The following is a 15,058-nucleotide window of genomic DNA, read 5'->3' as shown; positions in this document are numbered from 1 at the left end:
GAGAGGCACGGTACGGGGCGTAGATGAACCATCGGGTGATCAGGCGTGCGCGGTCTCGGCGCGCAGGGCCACGGCCGCGTGCACGACGCGTCGCAACTCCTTGGCCCGGGCGCCGCGTCCGTAGTGCACGGCGTTGGTCAGCAGCACCACCCAGATCCCGCTGACCGGGTCGAGCGCCAGGCTCGTTCCGGTGAAGCCGGTGTGCCCGGCACCGGTCGTGGGCCAGGACGGGGACATGTGGTCCCAGACGTCGCCGGGGAGGGTCCAGCCCAGTCCTCGCGCGCCGTCCAGTCCCGCGGTCTGCAGGGTCAGCGCCTCGGAGCGCGACCGGGGCGACAGCGGCGAGTCCTCGGACAGCCAGCAGGCGCGCAGGTAGTGCGCGAGGTCGGGCGCGGTGCCGAACAGTCCGGCATGCCCGGCCACGCCGCCCAGGCTCTCGGCGTTCTCGTCGTGCACCACGCCCTGTTTGGGTTCACCGCCGGGCGGCGCCTCGGTCGCGGCGATGACCGCGCGCCGGTCGGCGGGCGGCAGATACCGGGTGTCGCCAAGACCCAGCGGGTCGAGCACGAGCTCCTGGACGGCGGCGTCGAGCGGCTGTCCTGACACTGCGGCCACGATCTCGCCGAGCAGGATGAATCCCAGGTCCGAGTAGCGCACGACGGTGCCCGGCAGCTGTTCGAGCGGCTCCGCGAGCACGGCGGCGAGCCGGTCGGCCGGGCCGCCGGGGAGCTGCCAGAAGTCCCGGTGCGGCGGCAGCCCGGAGGAGTGCGACAGCAGGTGGCGGACCGTCACCTCGTTCTTGCCGGCCCCGGCGAAACCCGGAAGATGGCGGCGGACCGGGTCGTCGAGCCGCAGCGCCCCGGTGTCGGCGAGCCGCAGCACGGCGGGGGTGGTGGCCACCACCTTGGTGAGTGAGGCCAGGTCGAAGACCGTGTCCGCGGTGACCGGGCGTCCCGCCGGTCCCTCGGCGGTGGTGCCGAAAGCGGCTGTACTGACGGGGCCGTGCGCCCCGCGCCCGGTGATCAGCACGGCGCCGGGGACGACGCCCTCCGCCACCGCGGTCCGGACGAGGTCTGCGGGATCGGGGGGGCCTGCCAGATCTTCGCGTGCGGTCATCACGGCCTGCTTTCCGATGGGTTGCGATGCGGGGGCTGACAGCCCGATCATCCCGCTGGTAAATTTCCACCGCAATACAGAGCCACAATGTCATTCACTTACGATCCGGTGTCTCCGGAGTCATCCCCGAGGTGAGCAGGCATGAAAATCCTTCCGGCACGCACCGCGACCGACCACGACGTTCCCGCCCTGCGAACCCTCGCCCGCACGGCGCTTGTTCACGACAGCGACGCCGAGGACGTCTTCGATCTGCTGTGGGCGCAGACCGCGGACGGCCCACAGCTGCGGATCGTCGTCGAAGCCGACGGGGAACCGGTCGGTGTCGCCCTCGCCGCACTCCGCCCGGCCACCGCCGGCACCCCCGCCACCGGTCACATCGACCTGATCGCCGTACACCCCGGGGCACAGGGCCGCGGCATCGGCCGCGCTCTGCTCACCCGCGCGGAGGAACTCCTCGCGGCCGCCGGAGCCGACCGGCTGATGATCCGCGGCAGGCCTCCCTACTACGCCTGGCCCGGCATCGACATCCGCTACACCCGCGCCGTCTGCCTCGCCGAATCCAGCGGCTACACCCGGGGCCCCGAGGGCCTCAACATGAGCGTCGACCTGCGCACCGCACCGCTCGCAACCGCCGAGGACGAGGCACGGCTGGCCGCTGCCGGGGTGCGCGTCCGCCGGCTCGAGCCCGCGGACGAGAAGCCGTTCCTCGCCTGGATGGCGCAGTGGGGCGGCTCCTGGGACGGGGAGGCCGCCCGCGCCCTCACCTACGACCCGCCGCGCGGCCATGTCGCCGTCCGCGAAGGAGCCGAGGGTCCGGTGTATGTCGGCTTCGCGTGCCACGGTGTCAACCGCAGCTCCTGGTTCGGCCCGATGGGTACCGAATCGTCCGAACGCGGACTCGGCGTCGGCACCGTGCTGCTCCGCCGCTGCCTCGCCGACCAGCGGGCTTCGGGACTCGACGCCGCGGAGATCGGCTGGACCGCGCCCATCCACTTCTACGCCCGTGGAGTGGACGCAACGCTCGGCCGGGTCTTCTGGACGTACAGCAAGGACATCTGACCCCCGGCGGGGCGGCGCTCCGGAGCCCCCGCCCCGCTCCTGCCCCGGCGGCCTCCGTGACCGCACACCCCGTCACCCCTTCTCACCGCGCCGCCGGAGCCGCCCGGGTCTCGTCCGGTACGAGGGTGCCCCTTCCCCCACGAAGCGCCGCACCGGACGCCCCGGGCCGATCCACGAAGACCACCGGACCGGACCCAGCCACCGCCGCACCGCCCGAGAGGACCCGCCATGCCGCTCGCCGGCTCTCCCCGCTCCGCCCGCCACGACGGCGAGCTTCTCGCCCTCGCCGACCAGGTGCTCCAGCCCGGATTCCAGGGCACCACCGCCCCCGACTGGATCCGGCGCCGGCTCGCCGACGGGCTCGGATCGGTTCTCCTCTTCGGCCCCAACATCCGTGACCGCGCGCAGACCTCCGCGCTCACCGACGCCCTCCGCGCCGAGAATCCCGATGTCCTGATAGCCGTCGACGAGGAGGGCGGCGACATCACCCGGCTGGAGACCGCGACCGGTTCCTCGTACCCGGGCAACCTCGCCCTGGGCGCCGTCGACGATCCCGAGCTGACCGCCGCCGTCGCCCACTCCATCGGCGGCGAACTGCGCGCCGTCGGCATCGGCCTCGACTACGCCCCCGACGCCGACGTCAACTCCAACCCGGACAACCCGGTCATCGGGGTCCGTTCCTTCGGCGCCGACCCCGGACTGGTCGCCCGGCACACAGCCGCTTGGGTGCGCGGGATGCACGACGCGGGAGTCGCCGCCTGCGCCAAGCACTTCCCCGGCCACGGCGACACCGACAAGGACTCCCATCTCGACCTGCCCACGGTCACGATGGACGCCGACCGCATCGCGGAACTGGCGCTGCCGCCGTTCCGTGCCGCCCTCGCCGCCGGTGCGCGCGCGGTGATGACCGCCCACCTGCTCATCCCCGCCTACGACGCGGACCGCCCCGCCACCGTCAGCCCCCGGGTGATCACCGAACTGCTCCGCAAGGAGCTGGGGTTCGACGGGCTCGTCGTCAGTGACGCGGTCGAGATGCAGGCCGTCCGTGCCCGCTACGGACTGGCCGGCGCGGCCGTGCGCGCGCTCGCCGCCGGGGTCGACCTCATCTGCCTCGGCAACGGCTCGGGCGACACCGAGTACGCCGCCCTGCGCACCGCCGTCGCGGACGCGGTGACCCGCGGCGAACTTCCCGCCGAACGCCTGGCCGAGGCCGCGGCCCGTACCACCGGGTTCGCCGCCTGGCAGCGGGCGCTCGCCGAGACGGTCCCCGCGCCGGTACCGGACCGGGCGCTGGGACTTGCCGCCGCCCGCCGTGCACTGCGCACCTCCGCCGAGGATCCGGCCGCCCTGCCGCTGCGGGCCCCCGCGCTGCTGGTCGAGTTCGGCGTTCCCGGCACTCAGGTCCAGAGCGACGGGGTGCCGTGGGGGCTCGGCCCCGCGCTCAGCGCACTGATGCCCGGCACCGTCCGCACCACGCTGCCCTCGCTCGCCCCGTACGACCCGGCGCAGGCCGAACGGATCCTCACCGATGCGGCCGGCCGGCCGCTGGTCGTCGTCGTCCGTGACGCACACCGGCGCCCCGCCGTGCAGGAATGGCTGCGTGCTCTGCTGGCCCGCCGCCCCGACGCGGTCACGGTGGAACTCGGCGTCCCGCACCACGGGCCGGGCGGCGCCGTCCGCATCGACACCCACGGTGCCGCCCGCGTCTGCGGACAGGCCGCCGCGGAGGTGCTCGCGGGGCAGGCGTTCGCCGGACAGTGACCGGCCGCCGCGCCGGACGCCGGATCCGCGGACCGCGACTGCGCCTGCGCGGTCTCCCGTTCACCACCGGATCGGTACCGAAGGCCGGGCCCATCCTCCTTCGCGGAGGGGGCCCGGCCTTCCGGCCGTCCATGTCGCAGCCCTTTACGTACCTGTCATGCACGGGTAACTTCCTGATCGCAAAACCTGCGCAAGACATTGCAGCAAAATTCTGACAGCTCTTGCTGGCGGGATGTACTGCTCGCCCGAACCCCGAGGCGCGTCAGGGTTCTCCGGCGGGACCACGGCCGCTCGATGAGCGGCCGCGTTCTTGGCTGTCGCGGCCGGAGTGCCGTGGCACTCCCCCTGGAGACACGAATGAGACGCACCCTCGACCGGCTGTCGAGGCGCCCGCTGGCGGCAGCCGCGGCAGCCGCCGGGCTTCTGGGACTCCTCACCGCGATACCGCCTGCCGCCACCCCCGCGACCGCCGTACCCGCGGCGTCCGCGGAGAACACGGCGACCGTCTTCTATTACACGAAGACCCGTAACTGGCCGACGTACAACCTGCATTACGCACCGGACGGCGGACCCTGGACCACCGTGCCCGGTGTGCGGATGGAGGCCGCCTGCACGGACTGGGTGAAGAAGACGGTGAGCCTGGGCAGTGCGTCCGGGCTGGCCGCCACGTTCAACGACGGGTCGGGGGTCTGGGACAACAACGCGGGCAACAACTACGCCCTGGGCACGGGCACCATCACCGTCAAGGACGGGGTGGTGGCCCACAGCGACCCGTGCGCCGACTCCGGCACCGACCCCTCCCCCACCCCGGGCGGAACGCACACCGCCTCCGTCTACTACTCCACCGCGACCGTCGGATGGACCACCACCAACCTGCACTACCAACCCGCCGGCGGTGCATGGACCGCCGTACCCGGGGTGGGCATGGAGGTGGCGTGCACGGGGTGGATGAAGCGGTCCGTCGATCTGGCCGACGCCACCACGATGCAGGCCGCGTTCAACAACGGGAACGGAGTCTGGGACAACAACAACGGCAGCAACTACACGATCCCCGAAGGCGTTTCCAGGGTCGAGAACAAGAAGGTCACCACCGGCGCCGGGGACCCGTGCACCGGCGAGCCCGCGGACACCGAGGCCCCGACGTCGCCCACGGAGGTGACCGCCGACGCCGACGGCGTGTCGATCGTCCTGTCGTGGACGCCGTCCTCCGACGACCGGGGGGTCACGAAGTACCAGGTGACCCGGACCGGTGGCACCAAGGGCGCCATGGTGACGGACGTCGGCTCCACCGTCTTCTCCGACGCCGGCCTGGAGGAGAGGACTGCCTACAGCTACACCGTCAGGGCCGTGGACGCGGCCGGCAACGTATCGGCTCCGTCGGCCGCCGCCGCCACCACCGGGACGAAGCCGGCCGCACCGGCGGCCGGTACCCCACTGGGCACCGACCCGCGCAAGGACCCCATCTACTTCGTCCTCACGGCGCGGTTCGACGACGGCGACAGCTCCAACAACCGGGGCGGCAGCCAGGACGTGAAGTCCGGCAACGCGGCCAACGACGACCCCATGTTCCGCGGTGACTTCAAGGGTCTGGTCAACAAGCTCGACTACATCAAGGGCCTCGGGTTCTCCGCCGTCTGGATCACTCCGGTGGTGCTGAACCGGTCCGACTACGACTACCACGGGTATCACGGCTACGACTTCTACAAGGTCGATGCCCGGCTGGAGTCATCGGGCGCCTCCTACCAGGACCTGATCAACGCCGCCCACGCCAAGGGCATGAAGATCTACCAGGACGTGGTCTACAACCACTCCTCGCGCTGGGGCGCCAAGGGCCTGTTCACCCCGACGGTCTACGGGGTCCGGGACGACCAGTGGAGCTGGTACTACGACGAGAGGAACGAGGGCTTCGAGTACGACGGTCTGAGCGTCGAGACGAAGTCCGGGAAGTCGTACTACAACGGCGACCTGTGGTCGACCGCGGAACCCTCCGGAAACACCTGTGTCGACTGGGGGAAGCCCACCGGAGCCACCTCGGCCGAGGGCTACAAGGTCTACAACTGCCAGTGGCCGAGCCCGACTTCCGGAATGTTCCCGAAGATCTACTACCACAGCTGCTGGATCGGGAACTGGGAGGGTGAGGACTCCCGCAGCTGCTGGCTGCACGAGGACCTCGCCGACTTCAACACCGAGAGCGCCCCTGTCCAGAACTATCTGATCGGCGCCTACGACAAATACATCGACATGGGGGTCGACGGCTTCCGCATCGACACCGCCGTGCACATCCCCCGCACCACCTGGAACCGCCGTTTCCTGCCCGCCGTCCAGGAGCGGGTCACCTCACGGTTCGGCGCCGAGGCCGCGAAGAACTTCTTCGTATTCGGCGAGGTCGGCGCCTTCGTCAACGACAAGTGGAACCGCGGCTCGGTCAACCACTCGGCGCAGTTCTACACCTGGAAGGAGCGCAAGGAGTACGACGCCGACGACGCGAAGGCGGCGCTGGAGATGTACGACTACGAGGAGAAGCTGGGCACCGGCTCGCAGCCGGTCTCCACCAACGCCTTCCTCGACGGAAACACGTACCACACCCCGGACCACAGCCAGTTCTCCGGCATGAACGTCATCGACATGCGGATGCACATGAACTTCGGTGACGCCGCCAACGCCTACAGCAACGGCAAGGACTCCGACGACAGTTACAACGACGCCACGTACAACGTCGTGTACGTCGACAGTCATGACTACGGTCCCAACAAGAGCAGCGAGCGCTACGCCGGCGGGACCGACGCCTGGGCCGAGAACATGTCGCTGATGTGGACGTTCCGCGGCATCCCCACCCTCTACTACGGGTCCGAGATCGAGTTCCAGGCCGGCAAGAAGATCGACTGCGGGCCCAGCTGCCCGCTGGCGACCACCGGCCGGGCGTACTACGGCGACCATCTGGCCGGCACGGTCGAGGCGTCCGACTTCGGCAAGGTCTCCTCGGCCACCGGCGAGGTGGCCGACACGCTCGCCGAACCGCTGGTCAAGCATCTGCAGCGGCTGAACGAGATCCGGCGGACGGTGCCGGCCCTGCAGATGGGCCAGTACTCCACCCAGGGCATCACCGGCTCGATGGCGTACAAGCGCCGCTACACGGACGCCGCGAGCGGAGTCGACAGCTTCGCCCTGGTGACCGTCACGGGAGCGGCCACGTACGCCGGGATCCCGAACGGCACCTACCGGGACGCCGTCACCGGGGACACCCGGGTGGTGACGGACGGCACGCTCGCTGTCCCGGCGCCGGGCAAGGGGAATCTGCGGGTGTACGTCCTCGACCTCGGCGGCAGGAACGCGGCGCCGGGCAAGGTGGGGACCGACGGCCCCTACCTGAAGTAGACGCGCCCGGAGCGTGCCCGTCACTCCCGGAACGGCCGCCCGGGCCGCCCCGTCGCCCGGCCGTGTCCGGCATGGTGCGGGCACATGCCCAGGGTTCGGGTGGCGCTGCGCGCACCATGGGGCGAGGCCCGATCCGCGGAGAGTCCGACATCCGTGGACCGGGCCCGTTCATGTGGGCCGTCCGGTGCGCGCGGCGTGGCTCAGCGCGGGGACGGTGCGAGGTGCGGGAACCTGAACTCGGTCCGGCTGACCACGGCTTCGCCGGGCCGGACCTCGGTGCTCGGGTAGTCGGGGCGGTTGGGTGAGTCGGGCAGGTGCTGGGTCTCCAGGCAGACCGCGCTGTACCGGTCGTGACGCCGCCCGGTGGGGCCGGTGAGAGAGCCGTCGAGCTGGTTGGCGGTGTAGACCTGAATGCCCGGTTCGGTGGTCCAGACCTCCATGATCCGGGCCGCGCCGGGCGCGGTCAGCCGAGCGGCCCGCCGCAGGGGTTCCGAGGGCCCGGCATCGCGGACCAGCCAGCAGTGGTCGAACCCGCCCGCCATGCGCAGCTGCTCGTCCGGCAGTGCGATCCGCTCGCCCGGGGTGCACGGAGCGGTGAGGTCGAACGGGGTGCCGCGCACGTCGGCCGCGGGGCCGTGCGGAATGCCGTCCTCGTCGACCGGCAGGTAGCGGTCGGCGTCCACCTGGAGGGTGTGGCCGAGGATGTCGTCGTCCTCGGTGAGATTGAAATAGGCGTGGTTGGTGAGGTTGACGACCGTGGGCCGGTCGGTGGTCGCCGCGTAGTCGAGGGCGAGTGTGCCGTCGGTGGCGAGGGTGTACGTCACAGTGGTGTCGAGTTCCCCGGGGAACCCCATGTCGCCGTCGGGGCTGTGCAGGGTGAGCCGGAGGACCGCGGCGTCGTCGGTGGCCTGCCCGGTGGCCTGCCAGATCCTGGTGTGGAAACCGTCGGGGCCACCGTGCAGGGCGTGGCCGCGGTCGGTGGCGGGCACGTGGTGCTCGGTCCCGTCGAGGGTGAAGCGGCCGTGGGCGATGCGGTTGGCGAAGCGCCCGATGAGGGCGCCGAAGAAGGGGTTCTTCCCCGTGTAGTCGTCGAGGGCGGCCAGGGACCGGACGACCGGTCCGGTCGATCCCGCGGTGTCCGGCACGGTGAGGCTGTGCAGGATGCCGCCGTAGGTGAGGATCTCGGCCCGGACCCCGGTACCGGAGTCGAGTGTCCAGACATCGACATCGGTACGGGTGTGGGCGCCGAACGGTTGGTGGTGCACGGTGGGGCGAGGCATCGGAGATCCTTGGGACAGATGTGTGGCGGCCGGACAGGACGTGTGCGGGACTCGTCCCAGGGGTGCCGAAGGTACCTGGCCGGGAGCCCGGCCGGGATATTCGGCATCCTCCTAGGTTCCGGACTGCTCGGCGGCCGGCCGGGGCAGGGTCGATTCGCGGACGACCAGCCGGTAGCCGGGCCGAGGTCGTCGGGGTTCTGACACCGGACTGCCGGAGAGCCGCTCGACGAGGCTGTCGACGGCGAGCCGGGCGATGGCTTCCTTGTCCGGAGCGATGGTGGTGAGTGTGATGGCCCCGTACAGGCTCTCCTCGATGTCGTCGAAGCCGACGACCGCGACGTCATCGGGGATCTTGAGCCCGCGTTCGGAGAGGGTACGCATCGCGCCGATGGCGATGAGATCGTTGTACGCGAACACGGCGTCGGGCCGTTCACCGCGGTCGAGCAGGGCGGCCATGGCGACGGCCCCGTCCTCGCGTCCGTACCCGTCGGTGACGACCACCAGGGATTCGTCGGGCGTGATGCCCGCGGCGGCCAGCTCCTCGCGCCAGCCCCGGAGCCGAAGATGGGCGGGCTGGCGCTCACGTCCGGTCCGGGAGCCGAGGAAGGCGATCCGGCGGTGTCCGAGGTCGATGAGGTGGCGTACGGCGTCGCGGGAGGCCGCCACGTTGTCGATGGCGATGTGGTCGTACGGGGCCTCGTACTCGCGCTCGCCGAGCAGCACCAGCGGCGCGGTCTCGGTGCGCGCCATCAGGTCCTCGGTCTCCAGATGGATGGGGCTGAGGATGAGGCCGTCGATGACATGGGACCGGAAACCCTGGCTGACCAGCAGCTCCTTCTCCCGGAGGCCGCCGGTGTGGTCGACCAGCACGGTGTAGTCGTGCCGCGCCGCCGCGTCGACGACCGCGCCGGCCAGCTCGGCGAAGTACGGGTTGCCGAACTCCGGGACGGCGAGCGCGATGATGCCGGTGCGTCCCTTGCGCAGATGGCGTGCGGTGAGGTTCGGCCGGTAGCCGAGCTCGTCGATCGCCTGCTGGACCTTGGCGCGCATCTTGGGTGTGACGTGCTGGTAGTTGTTCACCACGTTCGACACGGTCTTGATGGACACGCCCGCCCGTTGCGCAACGTCTTTGAGACTGACGCCCACGGCACTCCCTGACTCGACTCGGCGCGCGGTGTCGCGCATTGGCTCGGGTGGTACTGGGCCGGGACCGGCTGAGCCGGCCCCGGCACGGTTCAGGTGGATCTACGACTGCGCGCCAGATAACGCTGGGCCACGACGACAACGATAAGGAACCCACCGCTGACCACGGACTGGTACGAGGAGTTGAGCGAGCCGATCTGGTTGATCAGATTCTGGATGACGGCGAGCAGCAGGACGCCCCAGAGCGTGCCGCTGATCGATCCGGCCCCGCCGATGAGGAGGGTGCCGCCGATGACGACTGCGGAGATCGCGTCGAGCTCCATGCCCACGCCGATGATGGTGACACCGGAGGAGAGCCGCGCCGCGTTGAGCGCACCGGCGAGTCCGGCCAGCAGGCCGCTCAGCGTGTACACGAGGATCTTCGTACGGGCGACGGGGAGGCCCATCAGGGTGGCCGCGTCGCTGCTGCCGCCGACGGCGAAGAGCGTCTGTCCGAACGAGGTGCGCTGCAGGAGCAGCCCGCCGCCCCCGAAGAGGAGCAGGGCGATCAGGATCGGGTAGCCGAATCCCCAGACGCTGCCCTGTCCGAGCTCGGCGAAGGCGGAACCCTTGGGCACCAGGTAGGTGGTCGCGCCCTCGTCGGTGAAGGCGAGCAGGATGCCCCGGGCGGCGAGCAGTGTGGCGAGGGTGACGATGAACGGTGCCATCCCGGCGCGGGCGATCAGGAACCCGTTGAGCAGGCCGATCCCGGCGCAGGCCACGAGCGGTACGAGCAGTGCGGGCAGGAGGCCCCACTGGGAGGCCCAGGCGGCGAGCACGCCGCCGAGTGCGAAGACGGATCCGACGGACAGGTCGATGCCGCCGGTGATGATGACCATGGTCATGCCGAGGGCGACCACGGCGAGGAAGGACGCCTGCACGGTGACGCCGCGGGCGTTGTCCAGGGTGGCGAACGTCGGGTAGATGAACGAGGCGACGATCACGACCGTGAGCAGGACGGCGAGCACGCCCTGGCGCTGGAGGAGTCCGGCGAGCCGCTGCTTGACGGTCGGCTCGGCGCCGGACGGCGGGCGGGGCGTGCCGCGGCCGTCCGAGGTGGAGGTCTTCCGCGGCGCCTGCGCCGGGGATGCGGGGGCTGAGGTGGTTTCGTTCATCGGGACCGACGCTCCCGGGCGACGTAGACGGCGGCGATGATGATGGCCGCCTGGGCGATCTGTGCGGTGGAGTCGGGCAGGTCGTGCTTGACGAGGGTGGCCCGCAGCAACTGCATCAGCAGGGCGCCTGCGACGGTGCCGAGCACGCGGATGGAGCCGCCGTTCAGGGGCGTGCCGCCGACGACGACCGCCGTGATGGCGGAGAGTTCCATGAGGGTGCCGAGCGAGGAGGGGTCGCTGGCGGTGAGCCTGGCGGTGGCGAGGATGCCGGCGAGGGCGGCCATCACCCCGCAGAGCACGTACACACCGATGAGGACGCGGCGCACGGGCAGCCCGGCGAGGGCGGCGGCGGACCGGTTGCCTCCGACGGCGACGATCTGGCGGCCGAAGGTGGTGCGCTGCACCAGGAAGGCGACGGCGACGGCGAGCAGCGCGGCGATCAGCACGACCAGCGGGATGCCGAGGAAGGACCCGGTACCGAGCGACAGCAGGTCGGGGTTGACGATCTGCTTGAGCTGGCCGTCGGCCATCACCAGGGCCAGGCCACGGCCGCCGACGAACAGGGCGAGCGTGGCGACGATGGGCTGGAGCCCGACCAGTGAGACGAGCGTGCCGTTGACGGCTCCGACGACAGCCCCGGCGAGGAGCGCGACGAGGAGCGCGGGCACCAGCCCGTAGCCCAGGTAGAGCGGGAGAAGGGCGGTGGCGAGTGCCATGGTCGAGCCGACGGAGAGGTCGACGCCCTCGGTACCGATGACCAGGGCCATGCCCAGCGCGACGATGACGATGGGGGCGACCTGGACCAGCTGGGTGCGCAGATTGTCGGCGGTCATGAAGTGCTCGGTGAACAGGGCGTTGAAGACCAGCAGCACGGCCACGGCCGCGTACACGCCGTACTCCTGGTACCAGGCGGGGTTGCGCAGCCACGCCAGCGGGCGTGCGGGTGAGGGGAGTGTGGCCTGGGCAGTCATCGCGGGTCCTCCTGAGCGGCCGGGCCGTTCCCTTCCGGCGCCGGTGAGTGGTCGGCGAGCACTTCGAGCAGCCGGCTCTCGCCGACGTCGTCGCCCGCCAGTTCGCCCGCGACGGCTCCGCCGCGCAGGACGACGATGCGGTCGGCGCCCTCGATGAGTTCCTCGATGTCGGAGGAGATGAGCAGGACGGCCAGCCCTTCGCGGGCGAGGTCGTCGATGAGGCTCTGGACCTCGGCCTTGGCGCCGACGTCGATGCCGCGTGTCGGCTCGTCGAGCAGGAGCACCTTGGGCTCCAGGCAGAGCCAGCGGGCCAGCAGGACCTTCTGCTGGTTGCCGCCCGACAGCTCGCCGACCTTCTGCTCGGGGCTCGCCGCCTTGATCCGCAGCCGCTTCATGAAGATGTCGACGATGCGGTCCTGCTTGCTGCGGGAGACGACGCCTGCCCGGGAGAGCCGGGGCATGGCGGCGAGCACGATGTTCTCGCGCACGGACAGACCGGGGACGATCCCCTCGGCCTTGCGGTCCTCGGGCAGCAGGCTGATGCCGGCGCGGATGGCGCCCGCCGGGGTGAGCTTGCGCAACCGGCTGCCGCCGATCGTGAGTTCACCCGCGTCGAGGCTGAGCGCGCCGGCCAGGGCCTTTGCCGTCTCGCTGCGCCCGGAGCCGAGGAGGCCTCCGAGGCCGAGTACCTCGCCGGCGTACAACGACAGGGATATGTCGTGGAGCTGGTGGTCGCGGGAGAGACCGCTCGCGGTGAGTACGGGGGTGCGTGCCGCGTCGTGTCCCTCGGCGGCGAAGCTGGTGGTGCCGTTCCGGCGGACCTCGGCCAGGTCACGGCCGAGCATCATCGAGACCAGCTGCATCCGGTCGAGGTCGGCGAGGTCGCCGGTGTGGATGTGGCGGCCGTCGCGGAGCACGGTGACGCGGTCGCAGATCCGGTAGAGCTCGTCCATGCGGTGGCTGACGTAGAGCACGGCGATGCCCTGGCCGCGCAGGTTCCCGATGACCCGGAACAGGGTCTCGACCTCGCGCGGTTCGAGGGACGAGGTGGGCTCGTCCATGATGACGACCTGGGCGTTGACCGAGACGGCGCGGGCCAGCGCGACCATCTGCTGGGTACCTATGCCCAGCGTGTGCAGGGGGCGCCGGGGGTCGACGCTCACACCGAAGCCGTCGAGCAGCTCGGCCGCTTCACGATGCATCCGGCCGAAGTCGATGAGGCCGAAGCGGTTCTTCGGTTCCCGTCCCAGGAAGATGTTGCGCGCCACGCTCATCAGCGGGACGAGGTTCACTTCCTGGTAGATGGTGGAGATCCCGGCCTGCTGGGACTCGAACGGACGGGCGAACCTGACCTGTTGGCCGGACATCCGCAGTTCGCCCTCGTCGGGCCGGTACACGCCGGTCAGTACCTTGATCAGGGTGGACTTGCCGGCTCCGTTCTCGCCCACCAGCGCGTGGGTCTCCCCCGCGCGCAGGGAGAAGGACACACCGTCGAGTGCGATGACGCCCGGGAAGCGCTTGCTCACCGAACGGGCTTCGAGAACGGTGCCGGCCCCGGCCGGGGCGCTCGCCTCCGGGGCCTGAGGTACTGCTTCGGGTGGTGCCATGGGTCTTGGCCTTCCGCGTGTTCCAGGGGTGTGGGCCCGGGGCCGCCGCGACGGGTGCGGGCGTCGCGGCGGCGGTGAACCGGAGGAGTCGGGGTACGGAGGAGGCGGTACGGCGCTGTACGGCCCGGGGCGGTCGGGGCGGGGCGGTCGGGGCGCCCCGGTCACGGCTGCGCTTCGATCCGGAGCCGTACCGGCTGCGTACCGGACCGGTACGAGTCAGTACGTCCGGTCCGGTGGGGCCACGCACGGAGCGGTGCCCGGCTCGGAACCGGAGCCGGGACACCCTCCCGGAGCCACGAGGGCTCAGAACGCTCCGCCGAGCGACGCCTTCGCGTTCGTCTCGTCGTACGCGCGGTCGGAGATGATCACGTTCTCCGGGATTCCCTCGCCGCCGTAGAACTTCTGCGCCGTGGCGAAGGCCAGCGGGCCGAAGCGCGGGTTCGACTCGATGACGGCGTTGTACTCGCCGTTGACCAGCGCCTGCACCGCGTTACGGGTGCCGTCGACCGAGACGATCTTGACGTCCTTGCCCGGCTTCTTGCCGGCCGCCTTCAGCGCGGTGACGGCGCCGAGTCCCATCTCGTCGTTCTCCGCGTAGACGGCGGTGATGTCGGGCTTGGACTGGATGAGCTGCTCCATGACCTGCTGCCCCTTGTCCCGGGCGAACTCGCCGGTCTGCTGGGCAACGATCTTCAGGCCGGGCGCCTTCTCCTTGAGCCGGTCGACGAAGCCCTTGGTGCGGTCGGTGGTGACGTTGTTGCCCGACGCGCCGAGCAGGATGGCGACCTTGCCCTTGCCCCCGGTCGTCTTGATCATGGCGTCCGCCGCGCGCTTGCCCTGCTCCACGAAGTCGGAGCCGAGGAAGGCCACATAGTCCTTGCAGGCGGTGGAGTTGAGCTTGCGGTCGATGGTCAGGACGGGGACCTTCTTCGCCGCGGCGGCCTTCAGCGCCGGCTCCAGACCGTCGGAGTTCAGCGGGGCGACGATGAGGAACTGAGCCCCCTGGGACAGCATGTCCTGGATGTCGCTGATCTGCTTGGGGAGCTGCGACTGGGCGTTGGTGGTGAGCAGCTTCTTCACGCCCAGCTTGGCGGCCTCGTCCTTGATGGACTGAGTCTCGGCGATACGGAACGGGTTGGCTTCCTTCTCCGACTGCGAGAAGCCGACCACCGCGTTCTTCAGGTCCAGCTTCGGCGCGCCGTAGGTCTGCAGCGAGCAGCCGGAACCGGAGCTCGCCTCGGGGGTCTTGGCCGCCTGGGCGCCTTGGCTGCTGTCGCCGCCGGCGTTGTTCGAGGTCTCCGACTTGGAGCAGCCGGAAACGGCCAGCGCGGCGGTGGCGGCAAGCAGGCAGGCCGCGGCGAGGGTACGGGATCGACGCTGGATCATCATGCGCGGGACGCTCCTTGGCGGGTTGACGGCACGCCGGGAGGCATGCGGTCGGGCATGGCGGGACGATGCATCAGCCGCTCGGCGGCTGATGTCGGTGCAGTTCTCACAACCCCGCTTCGAGCAGCACAGACATCTGCACACGTGCTGCTGAACCGGTGGTCGTGAGAGCTTGCGCGGCCTGTCGGCGGCTCGGTTTACAACGT

Annotated in this window: 10 protein-coding genes; 3 read left to right on the top strand and 7 right to left on the bottom strand. The window is 70.7% G+C overall.

Going from position 1 to position 15,058, the window contains the following annotated elements; all coding sequences use genetic code 11:
• Window positions 1-39: 39 nt before the first annotated feature.
• Window positions 40-1,116 carry a serine hydrolase domain-containing protein gene (locus ACFVXE_RS17400; protein WP_389671995.1) on the bottom strand — a complete coding sequence of 359 codons (1,077 nt, stop codon included), beginning with the start codon at window positions 1,114-1,116 and terminating at the stop codon, window positions 40-42.
• A gap of 141 nt (window positions 1,117-1,257) precedes the next feature.
• Between ACFVXE_RS17400 and ACFVXE_RS17395 the strand changes: the two genes are divergently transcribed.
• The 3 genes from ACFVXE_RS17395 to ACFVXE_RS17385 all read left to right on the top strand — a co-directional run bounded on the left by ACFVXE_RS17395 (window position 1,258) and on the right by ACFVXE_RS17385 (window position 7,311).
• The gene (locus ACFVXE_RS17395) at window positions 1,258-2,175 is read left to right on the top strand and encodes a GNAT family N-acetyltransferase (protein ID WP_389671994.1); all 918 of its coding nucleotides are present in this window, start codon (window positions 1,258-1,260) and stop codon (window positions 2,173-2,175) included.
• A 228-nt stretch (window positions 2,176-2,403) separates the two neighbouring features.
• Window positions 2,404-3,936 (top strand): glycoside hydrolase family 3 N-terminal domain-containing protein, encoded by a 1,533-nt coding sequence (locus ACFVXE_RS17390; protein WP_389671993.1) that lies wholly within the window; start codon window positions 2,404-2,406, stop codon window positions 3,934-3,936.
• Between the two features lie 357 nt (window positions 3,937-4,293).
• Window positions 4,294-7,311, top strand: coding sequence for a carbohydrate binding domain-containing protein (locus tag ACFVXE_RS17385; protein ID WP_389671992.1), 3,018 nt, complete (start codon window positions 4,294-4,296; stop codon window positions 7,309-7,311).
• A gap of 200 nt (window positions 7,312-7,511) precedes the next feature.
• Here ACFVXE_RS17385 and ACFVXE_RS17380 read toward each other — a convergent pair whose 3' ends face one another.
• The 6 genes from ACFVXE_RS17380 to ACFVXE_RS17355 form a co-directional block, all read right to left on the bottom strand.
• Window positions 7,512-8,591, bottom strand: coding sequence for an aldose epimerase family protein (locus tag ACFVXE_RS17380; RefSeq protein ID WP_389671991.1), 1,080 nt, complete (start codon window positions 8,589-8,591; stop codon window positions 7,512-7,514).
• A gap of 111 nt (window positions 8,592-8,702) precedes the next feature.
• The gene (locus ACFVXE_RS17375; RefSeq protein ID WP_389671990.1) at window positions 8,703-9,737 is read right to left on the bottom strand and encodes a LacI family DNA-binding transcriptional regulator; all 1,035 of its coding nucleotides are present in this window, start codon (window positions 9,735-9,737) and stop codon (window positions 8,703-8,705) included.
• 89 nt (window positions 9,738-9,826) lie between these two features.
• Window positions 9,827-10,888, bottom strand: coding sequence for an ABC transporter permease (locus ACFVXE_RS17370; protein ID WP_389671989.1), 1,062 nt, complete (start codon window positions 10,886-10,888; stop codon window positions 9,827-9,829).
• Window positions 10,885-11,859 carry an ABC transporter permease gene (locus ACFVXE_RS17365; RefSeq protein WP_389671988.1) on the bottom strand — a complete coding sequence of 325 codons (975 nt, stop codon included), beginning with the start codon at window positions 11,857-11,859 and terminating at the stop codon, window positions 10,885-10,887. The genes ACFVXE_RS17370 and ACFVXE_RS17365 overlap by 4 nt, the downstream gene beginning before the upstream one ends.
• A complete protein-coding gene (locus ACFVXE_RS17360; protein WP_389671987.1) occupies window positions 11,856-13,466 on the bottom strand; it encodes a sugar ABC transporter ATP-binding protein in 1,611 nt (536 codons plus the stop codon). The genes ACFVXE_RS17365 and ACFVXE_RS17360 overlap by 4 nt, the downstream gene beginning before the upstream one ends.
• Window positions 13,467-13,769: 303 nt before the next feature.
• Window positions 13,770-14,855, bottom strand: a complete 1,086-nt coding sequence (locus ACFVXE_RS17355) for an ABC transporter substrate-binding protein (RefSeq protein WP_389671986.1) — start codon at window positions 14,853-14,855, stop codon at window positions 13,770-13,772.
• Window positions 14,856-15,058 lie beyond the last annotated feature (203 nt).

This window comes from Streptomyces sp. NPDC058231, from assembly GCF_042882275.1.
GTDB lineage: Bacteria > Actinomycetota > Actinomycetes > Streptomycetales > Streptomycetaceae > Streptomyces.
Note: the sequence above shows the minus strand (reverse complement) of the source record. Positions and strands in the feature narration are given on the sequence as shown.

Excerpts from the sequence above, each read along its gene's own strand:
- ACFVXE_RS17365 (WP_389671988.1), bottom strand. The coding sequence starts at position 11,859 with ATGACTGCCCAGGCCACACTCCCCTCACCCGCACGCCCGCTGGCGTGG.
- ACFVXE_RS17390 (WP_389671993.1), top strand. The coding sequence starts at position 2,404 with ATGCCGCTCGCCGGCTCTCCCCGCTCCGCCCGCCACGACGGCGAGCTT.
- ACFVXE_RS17385 (WP_389671992.1), top strand. The coding sequence starts at position 4,294 with ATGAGACGCACCCTCGACCGGCTGTCGAGGCGCCCGCTGGCGGCAGCC.
- ACFVXE_RS17400 (WP_389671995.1), bottom strand. The coding sequence starts at position 1,116 with ATGACCGCACGCGAAGATCTGGCAGGCCCCCCCGATCCCGCAGACCTC.
- ACFVXE_RS17355 (WP_389671986.1), bottom strand. The coding sequence starts at position 14,855 with ATGATGATCCAGCGTCGATCCCGTACCCTCGCCGCGGCCTGCCTGCTT.
- ACFVXE_RS17380 (WP_389671991.1), bottom strand. The coding sequence starts at position 8,591 with ATGCCTCGCCCCACCGTGCACCACCAACCGTTCGGCGCCCACACCCGT.
- ACFVXE_RS17395 (WP_389671994.1), top strand. The coding sequence starts at position 1,258 with ATGAAAATCCTTCCGGCACGCACCGCGACCGACCACGACGTTCCCGCC.
- ACFVXE_RS17370 (WP_389671989.1), bottom strand. The coding sequence starts at position 10,888 with ATGAACGAAACCACCTCAGCCCCCGCATCCCCGGCGCAGGCGCCGCGG.
- ACFVXE_RS17360 (WP_389671987.1), bottom strand. The coding sequence starts at position 13,466 with ATGGCACCACCCGAAGCAGTACCTCAGGCCCCGGAGGCGAGCGCCCCG.